The organism is Kordia algicida OT-1, assembly GCF_000154725.1.
Classification (GTDB): domain Bacteria; phylum Bacteroidota; class Bacteroidia; order Flavobacteriales; family Flavobacteriaceae; genus Kordia; species Kordia algicida.
The window spans coordinates 5,000,679-5,019,214 of the sequence record NZ_DS544873.1 but is presented as its reverse complement, the minus strand read 5'-3'; the positions used below and the strand labels follow the sequence as shown (position 1 = coordinate 5,019,214).

Here is an 18,536-nt window from a genome sequence, read left to right as displayed (position 1 = left end):
GCTGTCCCCGCATCTTCTGCAACGGTGAGATCTCCTACAGTGAAGGCTGGGGTATCATGTCGGTGATCGTTACTGTACCATTATCTGATGCGTTAGTTGTGTTGCCACTTACTACGTTTCCAGTTACAGTAAAGTCCTCCGTTGGTTCTCCTACTAAATCATCTGTGATTGGAATTGTTACATCTACGCTGGTTTGTCCCGCTGGAATTGTTACCATTACCGTTGTGGTGGTATAATCAGCTGGATTGGTTGCTGAGTTATCTACTGTAGTGATTGATACTACCGTATCTACACTACTTGGATTGTCAATACTTACTGGTACGGATGCTGTCCCCGCATCTTCTGCAACGGTGACATCTCCTACAGTGAAGGCTGGGGTATCATTGTCGGTGATCGTTACTGTACCATTATCTGATGCGTTAGTTGTGTTGCCACTTACTACGTTTCCAGTTACAGTAAAGTCCTCCGTTGGTTCTCCTACTAAATCATCTGTGATTGGAATTGTTACATCTACGCTGGTTTGTCCCGCTGGAATTGTTGCCGTTACCGTTGTGGTTGTATAATCAGCTGGATTTGTCGCTGAGTTATCTACTGTGGTGATTGATACTACCGTATCTACACTACTTGGATTGTCAATACTTACTGGTACGGATGCTGATCCATTGTCTTCTGCTACGGTGACATCTCCTACAGTGAAGGCTGGGGTATCATTGTCGGTGATCGTTACTGTACCACTATCTGATGCGTTAGTTGTGTTGCCACTTACTACGTTTCCAGTTACAGTAAAGTCCTCCGTTGGTTCTCCTACTAAATCATCTGTAATTGGAATTGTTACATCTACACTGGTTTGTCCCGCTGGAATTGTTGCCGTTACCGTTGTTGTGGTATAATCAGCTGGATTGGTTGCTGAGTTATCTACCGTGGTGATTGATACTACCGTATCTACACTACTTGGATTGTCAATACTTACTGGTACGGATGCTGATCCATTGTCTTCTGCTACTGTTACATCTCCTACAGTGAAGGCAGGGGTATCATTGTCGGTGATCGTTACTGTTCCTGAATCACTTGCATTAGTTGTGTTGCCACTTACTACGTTTCCTGTTACAGTAAAGTCCTCTGTTTGTTCTCCTACTAAATCATCTGTGATTGGGATTGTTACATCTACGCTGGTTTGTCCCGCTGGAATTGTTGCCGTTACCGTTGTGGTGGTATAATCAGCTGGATTGGTAGCACTGTTATCTACCGTGGTGATTGATACTACCGTATCTACAGAGCTTGGATTGTCAATACTTACTGGTACGGATGCTGATCCATTGTCTTCTGCAACAGTGAGATCTCCTACAGTGAAGGCTGGGGTATCATTGTCGGTAATTGTTACTGTTCCTGAATCACTTGCATTAGAAGTGTTGCCACTTACTACGTTTCCAGTTACAGTAAAGTCCTCTGTTGGTTCTCCTACTAAATCATCCGTGATTGGAATTGTTACATCTACGCTGGTTTGTCCCGCTGGAATTGTTGCCGTTACCGTTGTGGTGGTATAATCAGCTGGATTGGTAGCACTGTTATCTACTGTGGTGATTGATACTACCGTATCTACACTACTTGGATTGTCAATACTTACTGGTACGGATGCTGTCCCCGCATCTTCTGCAACAGTGAGATCTCCTACAGTGAAGGCAGGGGTATCATTGTCGGTGATCGTTACTGTTCCTGAATCACTTGCGTTAGTTGTGTTGCCACTTACTACGTTTCCAGTTACGGTAAAGTCCTCTGTTGGTTCTCCTACTAAATCATCTGTGATTGGAATTGTTACATCTACGCTGGTTTGTCCCGCTGGAATCGTTGCCGTTACCGTTGTGGTGGTATAATCAGCTGGATTGGTAGCTGAGTTATCTACTGTGGTGATTGATACTACCGTATCTACACTACTTGGATTGTCAATACTTACTGGTACGGATGCTGTCCCCGCATCTTCTGCTACTGTTACATCTCCTACAGTGAAGGCAGGGGTATCATTGTCGGTGATCGTTACTGTTCCTGAATCACTTGCGTTAGTTGTGTTGCCACTTACTACGTTTCCTGTTACGGTAAAGTCCTCTGTTGGCTCTCCTACTAGATCATCTGTAATTGGAATTGTTACATCTACACTGGTTTGTCCCGCTGGAATTGTTGCCGTTACCGTTGTGGTGGTATAATCAGCTGGATTTGTCGCTGAGTTATCTACTGTGGTGATTGATACTACCGTATCTACACTACTTGGATTGTCAATACTTACTGGTACGGATGCTGTCCCCGCATCTTCTGCAACAGTGAGATCTCCTACAGTGAAGGCAGGGGTATCATTGTCAGTGATCGTTACTGTTCCTGAATCACTTGCGTTAGTTGTGTTGCCACTTACTACGTTTCCTGTTACGGTAAAGTCCTCTGTTGGCTCTCCTACTAAATCATCTGTAATTGGAATTGTTACATCTACGCTGGTTTGTCCCGCTGGAATCGTTGCCGTTACGGTCGTGGTGGTATAATCAGCTGGATTGGTCGCTGAGTTATCTACTGTAGTGATTGATACTACCGTATCTACACTGCTTGGATTGTCAATACTTACTGGTACGGATGCTGATCCATTGTCCTCTGCTACTGTTACATCTCCTACAGTGAAGGCAGGGGTATCATTGTCGGTGATCGTTACTGTTCCTGAATCACTTGCGTTAGTTGTGTTGCCACTTACTACGTTTCCAGTTACGGTAAAGTCCTCTGTTGGTTCTCCTACTAGATCATCTGTAATTGGAATTGTTACATCTACGCTGGTTTGTCCCGCTGGGATTGTTGCCGTTACCGTTGTGGTGGTATAATCAGCTGGATTGGTAGCACTGTTATCTACTGTGGTGATTGATACTACCGTATCTACACTACTTGGATTGTCAATACTTACTGGTACGGATGCTGTCCCCGCATCTTCTGCAACAGTGACATCTCCTACAGTGAAGGCAGGGGTATCATTGTCGGTGATCGTTACTGTTCCTGAATCACTTGCATTAGAAGTGTTGCCACTTACTACGTTTCCTGTTACAGTAAAGTCCTCTGTTGGTTCTCCTACTAGATCATCTGTAATTGGAATTGTTACATCTACGCTGGTTTGTCCCGCTGGGATTGTTGCCGTTACCGTTGTTGTGGTATAATCAGCTGGATTTGTCGCTGAGTTATCTACCGTGGTGATTGATACTACCGTATCTACACTACTTGGATTGTCAATACTTACTGGTACGGATGCTGTCCCCGCATCTTCTGCTACTGTTACATCTCCTACAGTGAAGGCAGGGGTATCATTGTCGGTGATCGTTACTGTTCCTGAATCACTTGCATTAGTTGTGTTGCCACTTACTACGTTTCCAGTTACGGTAAAGTCCTCTGTTGGCTCTCCTACTAGATCATCTGTGATTGGAATTGTTACATCTACGCTGGTTTGTCCCGCTGGGATTGTTGCCGTTACGGTCGTGGTTGTATAATCAGCTGGATTGGTTGCTGAGTTATCTACTGTGGTGATTGATACTACCGTATCTACACTACTTGGATTGTCAATACTTACTGGTACGGATGCTGTCCCCGCATCTTCTGCTACTGTTACATCTCCTACAGTGAAGGCAGGGGTATCATTGTCGGTGATCGTTACTGTTCCTGAATCACTTGCGTTAGTTGTGTTGCCACTTACTACGTTTCCTGTTACGGTAAAGTCCTCTGTTGGCTCTCCTACTAGATCATCTGTAATTGGAATTGTTACATCTACACTGGTTTGTCCCGCTGGAATTGTTGCCGTTACCGTTGTTGTGGTATAATCAGCTGGATTTGTCGCTGAGTTATCTACCGTGGTGATTGATACTACCGTATCTACACTACTTGGATTGTCAATACTTACTGGTACGGATGTTGATCCATTGTCTTCTGCAACAGTGACATCGCCTACAGTGAAGGCTGGGGTATCATTGTCGGTGATTGTTACTGTTCCTGAATCACTTGCATTAGTTGTGTTGCCACTTACTACGTTTCCAGTTACGGTAAAGTCCTCTGTTGGCTCTCCTACTAAATCATCCGTGATTGGAATTGTTACATCCACCGTAGTTTGTCCCGCTGGGATTGTTGCTGTTACCGTTGTTGTGGTATAATCAGCTGGATTGGTAGCACTGTTATCTACTGTGGTGATTGATACTACCGTATCTACACTGCTTGGATTGTCAATACTTACTGGTACGGATGCTGTCCCCGCATCTTCTGCTACTGTTACATCTCCTACAGTGAAGGCTGGGGTATCATTGTCGGTGATCGTTACTGTTCCTGAATCACTTGCGTTAGTTGTGTTGCCACTTACTACGTTTCCAGTTACGGTAAAGTCCTCTGTTGGTTCGCCTACTAAATCATCTGTGATTGGGATTGTTACATCTACGCTGGTTTGTCCCGCTGGAATTGTTGCCGTTACCGTTGTGGTGGTATAATCAGCTGGATTGGTTGCTGAGTTATCTACTGTGGTGATTGATACTACCGTATCTACAGAGCTTGGATTGTCAATACTTACTGGTACGGATGTTGATCCATTGTCTTCTGCAACAGTGACATCGCCTACAGTGAAGGCAGGGGTATCATTGTCGGTAATTGTTACTGTTCCTGAATCACTTGCATTAGTTGTGTTGCCACTTACTACGTTTCCAGTTACAGTAAAGTCCTCTGTTGGCTCTCCTACTAAATCATCTGTGATTGGAATTGTTACATCTACGCTGGTTTGTCCCGCTGGAATTGTTGCCGTTACCGTTGTGGTGGTATAATCAGCTGGATTTGTCGCTGAGTTATCTACTGTGGTGATTGATACTACCGTATCTACAGAGCTTGGATTGTCAATACTTACTGGTACGGATGCTGTCCCCGCATCTTCTGCGACAGTGACATCTCCTACAGTGAAGGCAGGGGTATCATTGTCGGTGATCGTTACTGTTCCTGAATCACTTGCATTAGAAGTGTTGCCACTTACTACGTTTCCAGTTACAGTAAAGTCCTCTGTTGGTTCTCCAACCAAATCATCTGTGATTGGAATTGTTACATCTACACTGGTTTGTCCCGCTGGAATTGTTGCCGTTACCGTTGTGGTGGTATAATCAGCTGGATTGGTAGCACTGTTATCTACCGTGGTGATTGATACTACCGTATCTACAGAGCTTGGATTGTCAATACTTACTGGTACGGATGCTGATCCATTGTCTTCTGCAACAGTGACATCGCCTACAGTGAAGGCTGGGGTATCATTGTCGGTAATTGTTACTGTTCCTGAATCACTTGCATTAGAAGTGTTGCCACTTACTACGTTTCCAGTTACAGTAAAGTCCTCTGTTGGTTCTCCTACTAAATCATCTGTGATTGGGATTGTTACATCCACTGTAGTTTGTCCCGCTGGGATTGTTGCCGTTACCGTTGTTGTGGTATAATCAGCTGGATTTGTCGCTGAGTTATCTACCGTGGTGATTGATACTACCGTATCTACACTGCTTGGATTGTCAATACTTACTGGTACGGATGCTGATCCATTGTCTTCTGCAACAGTGACATCTCCTACAGTGAAGGCAGGGGTATCATTGTCGGTGATCGTTACTGTTCCTGAATCACTTGCATTAGTTGTGTTGCCACTTACTACGTTTCCTGTTACGGTAAAGTCCTCTGTTGGTTCTCCAACCAAATCATCTGTGATTGGAATTGTTACATCTACGCTGGTTTGTCCCGCTGGGATTGTTGCCGTTACCGTTGTGGTGGTATAATCAGCTGGATTGGTTGCTGAGTTATCTACTGTGGTGATTGATACTACCGTATCTACACTACTTGGATTGTCAATACTTACTGGTACGGATGCTGTCCCCGCATCTTCTGCTACTGTGACATCTCCTACAGTGAAGGCAGGGGTATCATTGTCGGTGATCGTTACTGTTCCTGAATCACTTGCATTAGTTGTGTTGCCACTTACTACGTTTCCAGTTACGGTAAAGTCCTCTGTTGGTTCTCCTACTAAATCATCTGTGATTGGAATTGTTACATCTACACTGGTTTGTCCCGCTGGGATTGTTGCTGTTACCGTTGTTGTGGTATAATCAGCTGGATTGGTCGCTGAGTTATCTACTGTAGTGATTGATACTACCGTATCTACAGAGCTTGGATTGTCAATACTTACTGGTACGGATGCTGATCCATTGTCCTCTGCTACTGTTACATCTCCTACAGTGAAGGCAGGGGTATCATTGTCGGTGATCGTTACTGTTCCTGAATCACTTGCGTTAGTTGTGTTGCCACTTACTACGTTTCCTGTTACGGTAAAGTCCTCTGTTGGTTCTCCTACTAAATCATCTGTGATTGGGATTGTTACATCTACGCTGGTTTGTCCCGCTGGAATTGTTGCCGTTACCGTTGTGGTGGTATAATCAGCTGGATTGGTAGCACTGTTATCTACCGTGGTGATTGATACTACCGTATCTACACTGCTTGGATTGTCAATACTTACTGGTACGGATGCTGATCCATTGTCTTCTGCAACAGTGACATCGCCTACAGTGAAGGCTGGGGTATCATTGTCGGTAATTGTTACTGTTCCTGAATCACTTGCATTAGAAGTGTTGCCACTTACTACGTTTCCAGTTACAGTAAAGTCCTCTGTTGGTTCTCCTACTAAATCATCTGTGATTGGGATTGTTACATCCACCGTAGTTTGTCCCGCTGGGATTGTTGCCGTTACCGTTGTTGTGGTATAATCAGCTGGATTTGTCGCTGAGTTATCTACCGTGGTGATTGATACTACCGTATCTACACTGCTTGGATTGTCAATACTTACTGGTACGGATGCTGATCCATTGTCTTCTGCAACAGTGACATCTCCTACAGTGAAGGCAGGTAATGAACAGAAATTAACATTGTATAAGCTAAATCCAGGAGATGAGCTTCCTGTATAAGTTGCTCCAGGAGCTAGCTCAAAATTAATTACAACCTGATCTACAGCACTAGTAAAATACACACCTAAAACTCCATCGGCAGAAGCCGCTCCTGATGTTGGCACTTCGAAAGCATCTGCCGTAACGACATTTGTTGCTATGGTATGAATACTGGAACCTAGAATAATAGGATTGATAGGCGTACCATCTAAGAAACCTTGAATTGTAATGATTTCTCTATAATTAACTGTTGATCCATTATCTCCTCCATCAATATCAAATAAAGAGAAATTAACTCCTTCTAAACCTACTTGAGATGCTCCTAAGTCTATAGTAATATTTACCTCATTACCATCTAATTCAGATGCAAGTGTAGCGATAATTAATTGATCGTCTGTTACAGCTAAATCACCTTGATAAAATGGAGCTACCGCTGGAGAACCACCAAAGAAACTTCCTCCAGACGGTGGTGTCGTAGTAAAAGAGATTGGTGCTCCTCCTACGATATAACTATTAGATGTTTCACCAGAATTCCAACCACTTGTAGACCAATCAAAAGTTTGATCTATTGTACATCCAACATCAGGGACATCATCATCATTAATTGTTACCGTTCCTGCATCACTTGTATTTGTTGTATTTCCACTAATTACATTTCCTGTTACTGTAAAATTTTCAACTGGCTCATTTGTTGTATCGTCAGTGATTGGAATTGTCACATCTACTGTAGTTTGTCCTGCTGGAATTGTTGCCGTTACTGTGGTAGTTGTATAATCAGCTGGATTGGTTGCTGAGTTATCTACTGTAGTGATTGATACTACCGTATCTACAGTACTTGGATTATCAATACTTACTGGTACGGATGCTGTCCCCGCATCTTCTACAACGGTGACATCTCCTACGCTAAAGGCAACTAGCGGATTTACTGTTAGATTTGCATCTTGAGAATCTACAAGAATACATTCATTTTCACTATGCGTAATAACTAACTGATAATCATATCCGTTATAAGAACTCGGTACGTTCGTTAGCGTCAGCGTATTTGTATTGAATCCAGAATATGTTGGATTTACTCCTGCAACCGTAATGTCCGTCCAAGTTGCACCATTATCTGTACTTTCTTGCCATTGATAACTTATGTTAGCTGACGAGTCTACAGCTGGAGGGACTGTGTAGTTTGGTGTTCCTCCTGAAAATGTGGTTGTTGATTGTGAACTTGCAGCAGCAGTATATGTTACACTTCCGCCTGCAAGAGTTGTTTGACTTGTTGGTTCTGTTGTAATAGCTGCTTGTGTAGCTGTTGTTACATTTGAATTTGTTGCTTGTGGACTTCCTGCATTGGTAGGAACTCCATTAGCGGGATTAACTGCTCCTTCGTCATCGTCTGCTAGATTATTACTAGATGTTAAATCTGCAGCAACAAAGTTTGCCGATCCTTCTATTGCATCTGGACATCCATCACCATCACTATCAGTATCTAAGAAATCTGGAGTACCATCGTCATCAGTATCTATTACTGGACATGCGTCAAATGACATTTCTAAACGATCAGTACCATTACCATCTAAGCCTTCACCTGTAACTTGGAAGGTTAATGTTGTTACTCTACCATATATTTGAATACTTCCTGCTGCAGTACCAAATCCTGCTGAATCTGCATCACCAGAAAGTACGATTGGTGTTCCTGAACCTAGGTTTTGGTTAGGCTCACGATAAAATTGGTTTGATTTTACGATTAATTGATCGTTTCCTGAGATTTTAGCCATTGACAAACCTGCTGTTTGTAATGTCCAAAACGATGTATTTGAGATGTAGTTTCCAGTGGGAACTTGGGCATTTCCTCCAAGTCTGTCAATATGAATGACTGGATTGTAAACAGGTTGTGCATATGTTATTGTTATTGTCCCGATTACTGCATCATCAGAAGCTGCGTTTAAGGATTCTGGAGAGGTATCCCAAGTAAAGAAAAAATCTAGAGAATTAGAACCTTCTACTGCTGGATCTGAAAAGAAAGAATTTGTAGTCATGGTATCATTTGGCGTATACACTATTGACCCACCACTTGGAATTGTACTTCCGAAGGTAACTCCAACTGGTCCAGCTGTATTGTTGTAAGGATTGCTTCCTGTCCAAGAACCAGAAGTTATTGGTCGTGAAGCACAAGGATTTTCATTATCATCAATGATTCCGTCATTATCATTGTCAATATCAACACTGTCAATTACATCATCAGTATCAGTATCAACAGCAGTTGCTGTGGAACATGTTGCTGGTGGTGCCACTACTACATTTGTTAACTGACATGAGCCGTCTCCATCATCTGTAATGGTAAAAGTGATGTTTCCACCAGAAATTGCAAATGGCCCAAATTGCTCTGGCGCATCGTAGGGAATATTTGATCTTGTGATTCCGCCAGAAACACTATATGTTGCACTTAGCAGATTACCATTAGGACTTATGTAGAATGTAAAAGTATCGTCTGAATCATCAAGAGGTGTTCCATTATCATCACAGAAAACAGAAGAAACCGAAGCATTTAATAGTTCACATGTTGCACAAGCAGAAGTATTACCAGAGTTGGTAACCGCAAGGTCAGTTCCTGTGTATCCGCCTTGCCCTGTAACTCTACCATTGGCGGGATTGACTGTTACAGGAGAGTTTCCTAGCCTACCATCAGCATCGTCATCCGTGTGTCCTGCTTCTATTGCATCAACACAACCGTCACCATCAGTATCAGTATCCATGGAGTTGATTATTCCATCGTTATCATTATCCAAGCTTGCACAAACTCCATTTCCATTTAATGAACAGAAATCAGGATCTTGATAGTTAATGATACCATCACCATCTGCATCTCCATTTGGATCATCAGTTAAACAACTGAAAGAATTTGACACAATTGTATTTACTGGGAAGTTGTCTGTTTGAGAAAATGTCGTTGTATCTGTAGGAGAACCAAAAGTTCTATTGATTACAATAACTCCGTCTAATAGAATTCTGTATGAGTTTCCTTGAATACCATCACCAAAGTTGTCTGTAATTGTGAAGAAATAGTTTCCATTTTCTGTAATTGTTATGTCTTGTGCGACAGTTACATTACCTGTACCATATGTTCCTTGTGGCACACTTGCAATGGTGTTTCCTCCAAGTGCTAATGACCAGCCAGTTTCATTAGGGAATTGATCTAAGTCTATTTCCACTCTTATAGTTGATTCTAAATTTACTGGTTGAGGATTCGTTCCACATAATTCTTGTGTATCTAATATACCATCATTGTCATCATCTTGATCACAGACATCTGGAACCCCATCATTATCATTATCATCATTGTCATCAAAACCATTACAAACATCGTTGGCATCAATTACTCCATCCCCATCTTGATCACATTGCCCATCTGCATCATATTGGGTATCGTCTGCGGACGCTCCAATTGCTTGACCATTATTTACATCTACGTTATTTGGAACACCAGTTGTACTATTTATATTACCATCTAACTGTCCATTAGCTTGTACATTAGCTGCTAGTATATTATCTCCCCCTTCAATCGCATCAAAACAACCATCGTTATCGCTATCTACATCCAAATAATCCGCAAAAGCATCTCCATCCGTATTTTTAGCACAAAAGTCAAAAGCAACTATTGTATCATCAAATTCGATTACAGAAGCACCAAGAGCGTAAAAGTATATACGAATAGTGTATGTTGTATTGTTTAGCAACTCATAATCTAATACATCTTCAGCTTCTCTTCCTTGAGGGAATGTCCCACCTCCATCATTAGCTGTTTCGACAAAAGTTGCTAAATCTGTAAAACTACTACCTCCATTGTTTGATATAGCATATGTTACAGAAAAGCCTTCTTGATCAATCCTATTATAGAACCCAACCCAATCTAAATAAGCAACATCATAAGAATTTGTTGTAGTAAAACTAAATTCTAAGTATTCATTATTTGCAATTGCCTCAGTATAGTTTAATGCCCCAACATTACTTATATCAATAGCTTGAGCCCCTTTGTGCGTCATAGTAAGTCCTGAACCTGCTGATTGATTAGACACACTTGCTACCGAAATAATACTCGATATATTTGAATTACTCGGTGGAAAAGCCGCTGTGGTATTGGGATATGAAATAAATACTGCGCTAGGACTTCCTGTTGGACTTGAATCATCTCCAGCAAATTCAGTATCATTACACCCCTCATCCACATCTAAGATTCCATCATTGTCATCATCTAAATCACAACTATCTGGAACACCATCATTATCACTATCTAATGAATCGTTTGCTCCATCACATACATCACTTGCATTGAGAACTCCATCACCATCGTCATCACATTGATCACTTGTCGATTGGAAATTGGTTGAAGTTCCTACAGTTTGCCCGTTGTTTATATCTACATTATTAGGCACCCCTGTAGTTCCGTCTACTATTCCATCTAACTGTCCATTAGCTTGCACATTAGTCGCTAAGATATTATCTCCTCCCTCTAAGGCATCAAAACAACCATCGTTATCACTATCTACATCCAAATGATCAAAAAAAGTATCAGCATCAGTATTCCTATTCGCATTACAACTTTCAACAGAGATATTAAGAGGTGCTATCGCAAACACTTCACTAGTATTAGGATTGAAAGGAGACACTGTCCCGTTACCATTTCCTTCTATGTCAAAATTGAAACCTGTTAAAGAAATCGTTGTATTAGGAGTTGCTGTAAAAACCAGTTCTCTGTATATCCAACCCCCATTATCTAAAGTATTTATGTCAGAGGCACTAAATGTATTTAAATCTAATGATTGCGTCAAATTTCCTTGCGAAGTAAAAAAAGTACAATTTAATACTTGCCCATAAGAGCCTGTTGAATCTAAAATGTTATCGTAGTACCAAAACCTAAAATATATATTTCCTGTTGCGTCAACGTTAAAACTTTCTGGCGTAGTATATGTAAATTCAATTCTCGATTTACCACCTACCCTATCATAACCATTTAAAAATAACTTTGGCGCTAAAGGAGAAGGATCTCCTCCCTGTTGAGCCACATAATCAACTCCATTAGAAACATCAAAATCCGAAAGAGTTATATTATATGTGTTTTCTAAGAAAATAACACTAACTCCTTCACAAAAACCTTCATCTAAATCTAGTATTCCATCATTATCATCATCAGTATCAACATAATCATTTATACCGTCCATATCAGTATCTAAACATTTGCTTGACCCTGATGCATCTACACTATACCATGGGGATTGACCATTTGAGCCCGCAATTGTAGGAATCCCTTCAGAATCAACCGAAATACCAAGATTATCAAATACAGGGTTTGGACTACTTCCATTATAGTTTGCTCCAGTATTCCCTCCACTCATAGAAGATGCTACCAAAACACCATTAGACAACTTTAATCCTCCTTCTATCGCATCAGGACAACCATCTCCATCAGAGTCTAAATCCAAATAATTAGGTATATTATCTTGGTCTGTATCAATAGAAGCTGATTCTAGATATATTTCTTGAGGAGAAGTACTAGTCTCTGTCATTTGAATGAAGCCACTTGCTACTGGAGAAGTTGTCGTACCAAAATCAAACCTTGCTATAATTACATTTGAGTAGAAATCTCTAACCGTTAATTGTGTCATAGTCAAATCAGTACCTACTAAGTTCACAGCATAGTTAGCTGCGCTATTAGGATTATGAGTTACTGTTTGAAAATTTCCTGCAGTGGTACTTACAGGTAAAGAATTTCCATCAACTATTACATTTCCTGACCTCCCTGAACTTTGATCCCCTATAGTTGTTTGTATTGAAATCTTAATAGGCTCAGAAAAGCTTAAATTAAAAAAATAATTATCACCAAAAACAAAGTCTCTATTTAAGTTATTTGGAGCACCTCTATCTCTGCTGCCATCAATGACTCCAGAAAGATTATATTGCATCATAACATAACTTTTTTCTGAATCATCTAAAATCCCATCATTATCATCATCAAGGTCCACCCCATTTTGCACAGTATCGCTATCACAATCACCTGTTGGAGATGTGTCAGCACATTGAGCTAAACTTGTATTTATACTAAAAACACCAAATATTAATAATAGAATTACTTTTTGTAATAGGCCATTCATAGAAGCATCATTAAAGAAATTAAATTTCTTTAATGATTTAGGGAAAATATTATTGCTCATGTATAGTTATTTTTATACTTATAATGAAATTTTCTTTTTCTTAATTTAACAAATCTTTAGCAAAGATACGCCTTAACAAAATGAATTTATTTGAGTTATTATACGAAAAGACTTATTTATTCGTTGAAAAGCTTTTTTACTTCGTTCAAAAACAATTTCACTTGTTTTTCTAGTATTATTAGTAGTAATTTACAATGAAACATTGTAAATTACTGTTTTAAAACTTATTTGACACTAATTATTATTTTTTATGAGCAACATTTCAAACAACAGACTTTCTATTACTTTAACTGAAGAAACCATTACTGAGATTAAAACTAAAATTGAAGAATTATCTACCTTAATGCCTTTTTTAATAGGGCTTACACCTAGTGAACGTATGTCGTTACCTAAAATTAGCCGAAGCAACAAATTATTTGTAGATGACGCTATTACCAGCATGGAAAATACTCCTGAGGTGCTCCCTAGTTATTTGAACCCGCTGGAAGTAAAAAAAGATTACGTTTTATACCAACAACTAAGCACCCTGTCATTATTGGTAGATGAATTGGCTGAAAAAATTAATGACACCCGTATTTTAGCAGGATCAGAAGCTTATGCGTCTTCTTTAATGGCATACCGTATGTACAAAGCTGCTACCGATAGTGGCATACCTGGTGTGGAAACCACCTATCAACGCCTACAACAACGCTTTGCTAACCAAGGTCCCAGCAATACTAATGAAGCTACAGATAACAATGCAGACAATATAGACACCACAAATAATAGCTAATAGCTAAACTACTGCAACTTTATGCCACACCCCCCTACCTTTTAGGCAGGGGTGGTGTGGCTTTTACCTCTATTGTATTATTCTTTAACCAACTCACTACAAGCTTTTTATCATATGCAAAACAATATAGACTCCATCATCTCAGCTATTACTATTATCAAGAAAGAAAATCCTAATAGCGAAGCCATTACATTATTAGAGAATGCTTTAAAAAAATCTATGCAAAACTATATATTAGACATGGCCGCTATGGGGACAGTTGTTGATGTGAACGAAATAAAGAAAATTTTTAAAAATGGACTGGATTTATTAGAAACTTTCAAAAAATAAAAGTTGACACAAAAAAACCCCTCAATTTTTAATCAAAAAACATATTGAGAGGGGTTTAGGGGACTGATTTAGAATTAAGCCTCTTTAACTAAACAGCCTATTTATTGAAACTCCATGTAAGTATTACACTAAAAAAAAGAGAATCCAATAAGACTCAAAATCTTATTGAAATTCTCTTTTAGCCTAAATACTATTTTTAGAAAATTTAACCTACCATTTTCTATAATATATTCAAACATACGGTATTTTAGTAATTTTAGCATTTCAATTTATTCTTTTTTTTATTATTTAGATGAAAAACATATTTTTCAGGTAAACGTCTAAAAAACACCATAAAAAAGGGTTAATATCTTATATAATGACATTTATTTTAAGTTTTTCTTATTTCGCATTATTTTCTTCTGTAACATCCAATACCCTTTTTAATTTATTTTGCATATTTTTTATTTCCACTTTCAAAGCATCAATGCTATTTAAAGAAGCTTTTAACTGCGTATTTTCATCTTCAAGTTGGTCAATTTTTTTATTTAATTCTTTAATCGCCTCTACTAAGACTGGTACAATATCTGCATACGCTACAGATTTAATTTTTTCTGAGCTTGAATCGTCTGTACTAACCACTTCTGGAAGCACACTTTCTACTTGTTGCGCTATGAAGCCTATATGATTTTTATCGTCTAATTCTAATTGCTTTCCTACAGACCTATTCGAATTCCAATCAAAAGTCACCCCTTGCAAACTCATTATTTTACTTAATGCATTTTCTAGCGGAAGTATATTTGTTTTTAAACGCGCATCAGAAGTATTTACATACGCTGATGTTCCTGCTACTGAACCATTAACATGCAACGTGTAGGACGGACTTTCTGTATTTATACCAACTCTCCCTCCTCCTACAGAGCTTAAGTACATTAATTTGGTGTCAGAATTTAATTTATTTCTACCCACTTGAAATCCTAAATACTTGTTACCGTTAGCAGTACCTGTACTCTGATCTCCTGCACTTATTCTTGCAACAGAACCTGGAAAACCGCTAGATGCAGACTCAAACAAAACACCAAAATCACTACTTCTATTTCCATAAGAAAAACCGTCGTATCCAATTTGAAAACGCAACATATTATTACTTGGAGTTGTTATGTATAATTGCCCATTGTTTACATGCAATCTTTCCGTAGGGTTCGTTGTTCCAACTCCTACTTCACCATCGCCGTCTACCGTCATTCTAGCTGCGTTGTTTGTGTATGTATACACCGAACCTGTTCCTTTTGAACTTAGAGAAAGATTGGAATCTGCAGCAGAACTCGTTTTATAGATCCCTTCCCAACCAATTCCTACACCTTGCGTACCATTGGTGTGTACAAACTCAGCTCCATTGCTTCGCTGACCATAATTACCCGTCACATAAAATGTACTCGTAGGAGCATGTGTTCCTGTTCTTGTAGCACTCGCTACATCTAAAGTTGCCTCAGGTACGTCGCTGGCAAAACCAATACTCATTCTACGGTTTGCATTAGCTGTAAACACATGGTCTCCAGTATTGTTTACGATATGAAAACCATCCGTTTGATCGTTATTTCTAATTTTAAAAATTAAATTAGCAAATTGAGGAAGGTCTACTAACATCCCATCTGATTGAGATGTCAAATTAGACAAACCACTAGGATATCCTCCAGATATTAAATCATTAAATATTAATTCACTAGCTGATCCTGGACCTTTAACTCTAAAGATATCTTGCCCGTCACTCCCTACTACTTGCAATTTAGATACAGGACTGGTTGTACCCACCCCCACTTTTTCTAACACATGAAGGTTATAGTCTATCCTAACATCTCCAGTTTTAGCAATGCTCATTACCTTATCTGCCGTATTTACATTTACCTCCCCATTGCTATTCACATCTGTACTTAGTGTAAATCCATCCTCAGATTCAAAAAACAAAGTACCCCCATATTTAGCGATTTGATTGTTATCTAATCCTATCCCATTAGCTGTTGTTCCTATTAAAAGTGCTGCATTTTCTAAATTTCCATATGCGATTGACCCTGATTGAATTAAGTTTAGTCTTGCCTCAGGTGTTGTAGTACCAATACCTACTTTTGAACTCATAAGATACATATCTTCGGTATTGCTAGTGGCAGCAGCATTATCATCTGTACCATACCATGGCTCTTTGATATCCACATCATCAGCAACAGTAAGGCGCTGCCATTTTGCTCCATCCCAATAGTAGTAACCAGGGGTGATATCTCCACTTGTTGCTGTGTTATATACTAATAAACTCTCAACATTACCACTTCCTATAGTAGTGCTATCTGAGCTACTTGACAAACCTATCCTTGGAATTAGTATTCCTTTATCGTTAGAAACTATTTCTAATTCAGATGAACTATTAGGTGTTGTTGTTCCTATACCTACTTGAGCATTCATTAAAGTAATACTCAGTACACTTATTATTAATATTATACGTTTCATCATCTATTGTCTTTTTATTATTACTTTTTTTGAATATTCCTTATGATTTTTAGCTATTATCTTTACTATGTATACACCTTCATTGAATGGTGTTGTATCAACTATATACTTATCATGCTTTTTCAAACCTTTATTGTCAAGCACTTTTCTTCCTAGCATATCATATAACTGAATGCTTTCTATGTGAAGTAAGTTAGGGTTTTGCACAATTAATTGTTGTCTTTCTTTATCTTGAAGTACTAATAAGTTTTCTATTTCATATTGTTCAAAACCAAGTACATTATTATCAGCTAAAAAAGTAACCTCAAATCTATCTGTATATTCTCCTTGCGACAAAGCAATTTCAAAAAATCCGTTGCTTATATCGTGGTATTGATTTAATTGTTTATCATGTATATATATTGCTTGATTAGCTGAAAAGTTTTGAACATCAAACGTTCTAATTCTTACCGTAGTATTTTGTGCTACATTTATATGTAAAGGAATTGTCATTTCAATATTATAAGGTAATGCTTGAGCAATGTACGGTTCTTCATTTATTATCCAAAAGGCATCACTAGCAACTCCTAACGGACTCTTAGACTCTAAACCATAATCAAAGCCTGCTGTTGCTTCTGTATCATGAAATGTTTGTACTAATTGGCGCGTGTAGGTATTATTAAAATCTATATTAAGTCGGAAACGTTTGTATTCAGGCGGGATTACACCATAATAAGAATTCGTATTTTCATGATTATTAGCCGTTTGACTATTCTCAATCAAACCTACATCATTTACGTCTGTTGACCTAAAAAATTCACTATCAATATTTGATTGCTTATAATATACTCTATGTGTATTTTTAGATTGCACTACCCCTGATGTAGTTGAACTACCTTCTACCATGAACCCTTGTCCAACTGGTATGTATCTTCTTGCCCTCTTGCTACTAGTACTAGTATTACCTGTAGTGTTTAGAGTTCCGTCACTATTATACGTATCAAAAGTTGCTGGAATAAATGTTTCTAAAGTTCCTGCTGCATTTATTGTGTAAGTGGCATATCCACCCACATAGTCAGCTACATTGTGCGACATTACACTTAAGTCTTGTTCCCAATAGTATAATGTTCCTGTGATTGCATTTTGATTATCGGTATCATGTATATAAGCTACTGCATCTAAAGCAGAAGGATAGGGATTTCCTACTAAAGTCCATTGTGAAGAAGCTACAGAATTAGTAATTGTTCCATTATTTGCCTTCCCTCTAAAGTCATATAATTGATTATTACTAGAGTCACTAGTACCTTTCATTGTAAATCCTAATCCAGGAGCAATAGCTCCTGTATCAGCTTTATACATCCATTGACTGTAGCTAGAGGCGTTTTCAAATGTATATATCCAGTATCTAGCAATGGTAAGTGGACTCGAAAATCCATCATAGCTTGTAAATGCTGCATCAGTACTACTTATCAAACCTGTAGCATCATCCAATAAATTTACCGAAAAATTTTCATTACCAAATGAGAGAGAATTATTTCCTACTGGAGAGCACCAATAATTGTAAGCATAGTTGTGAGTAGTTCCATTTTGATATACACTTAATTGACCTTCACCTGAGTTTCCTGTAACTCCAGTACCTTGTACTAATTGAGCATCATCTCTTAAATACATTTTTGCATCTGATTCTTGTAAGTTTACATTATCATTGACAAACAAGACTTGATCTTTAACAAAAATATAATGATTATTTCTTACTGTTAGTTGTGCAGATACATTGCAGAAAAACAAGATGAGGAGATAGGGGACTTTCTTCATAACTTTCTGATT

At 38.9% G+C, this 18,536-nt stretch carries 5 protein-coding genes; 2 read left to right on the top strand and 3 right to left on the bottom strand.

The annotated features are described in order from the left end of the window. Positions 1–34: 34 nt before the first annotated feature. The gene (locus KAOT1_RS23150) at positions 35–13,150 is read right to left on the bottom strand and encodes a Calx-beta domain-containing protein (protein ID WP_007097050.1); all 13,116 of its coding nucleotides are present in this window, start codon (positions 13,148–13,150) and stop codon (positions 35–37) included. Between the two features lie 250 nt (positions 13,151–13,400). Between KAOT1_RS23150 and KAOT1_RS21610 the strand changes: the two genes are divergently transcribed. Next, a complete protein-coding gene (locus KAOT1_RS21610; RefSeq protein ID WP_007097049.1) occupies positions 13,401–13,922 on the top strand; it encodes a hypothetical protein in 522 nt (173 codons plus the stop codon). Positions 13,923–14,036: 114 nt separating this feature from the next. Beyond that, positions 14,037–14,252: a hypothetical protein gene (locus KAOT1_RS21605; protein WP_007097048.1), complete on the top strand. Its 216-nt coding sequence runs from the start codon at positions 14,037–14,039 to the stop codon at positions 14,250–14,252. Between the two features lie 381 nt (positions 14,253–14,633). On the opposite strand, the gene KAOT1_RS21600 is transcribed toward KAOT1_RS21605, so the two are convergent. Both KAOT1_RS21600 and KAOT1_RS21595 read right to left on the bottom strand, forming a co-directional pair. Further along, the gene (locus KAOT1_RS21600) at positions 14,634–16,733 is read right to left on the bottom strand and encodes a tail fiber domain-containing protein (RefSeq protein WP_083777335.1); all 2,100 of its coding nucleotides are present in this window, start codon (positions 16,731–16,733) and stop codon (positions 14,634–14,636) included. Further along, positions 16,734–18,524 carry a T9SS type A sorting domain-containing protein gene (locus KAOT1_RS21595; protein WP_007097046.1) on the bottom strand — a complete coding sequence of 597 codons (1,791 nt, stop codon included), beginning with the start codon at positions 18,522–18,524 and terminating at the stop codon, positions 16,734–16,736. Between the last annotated feature and the right edge of the window lie 12 nt (positions 18,525–18,536).

Bases quoted from the DNA above. Each gene is read 5' to 3' on its own strand.
- KAOT1_RS21600 (WP_083777335.1), bottom strand. From the start codon at position 16,733: ATGATGAAACGTATAATATTAATAATAAGTGTACTGAGTATTACTTTA.
- KAOT1_RS23150 (WP_007097050.1), bottom strand. From the start codon at position 13,150: ATGAGCAATAATATTTTCCCTAAATCATTAAAGAAATTTAATTTCTTT.
- KAOT1_RS21605 (WP_007097048.1), top strand. From the start codon at position 14,037: ATGCAAAACAATATAGACTCCATCATCTCAGCTATTACTATTATCAAG.
- KAOT1_RS21610 (WP_007097049.1), top strand. From the start codon at position 13,401: ATGAGCAACATTTCAAACAACAGACTTTCTATTACTTTAACTGAAGAA.
- KAOT1_RS21595 (WP_007097046.1), bottom strand. From the start codon at position 18,524: ATGAAGAAAGTCCCCTATCTCCTCATCTTGTTTTTCTGCAATGTATCT.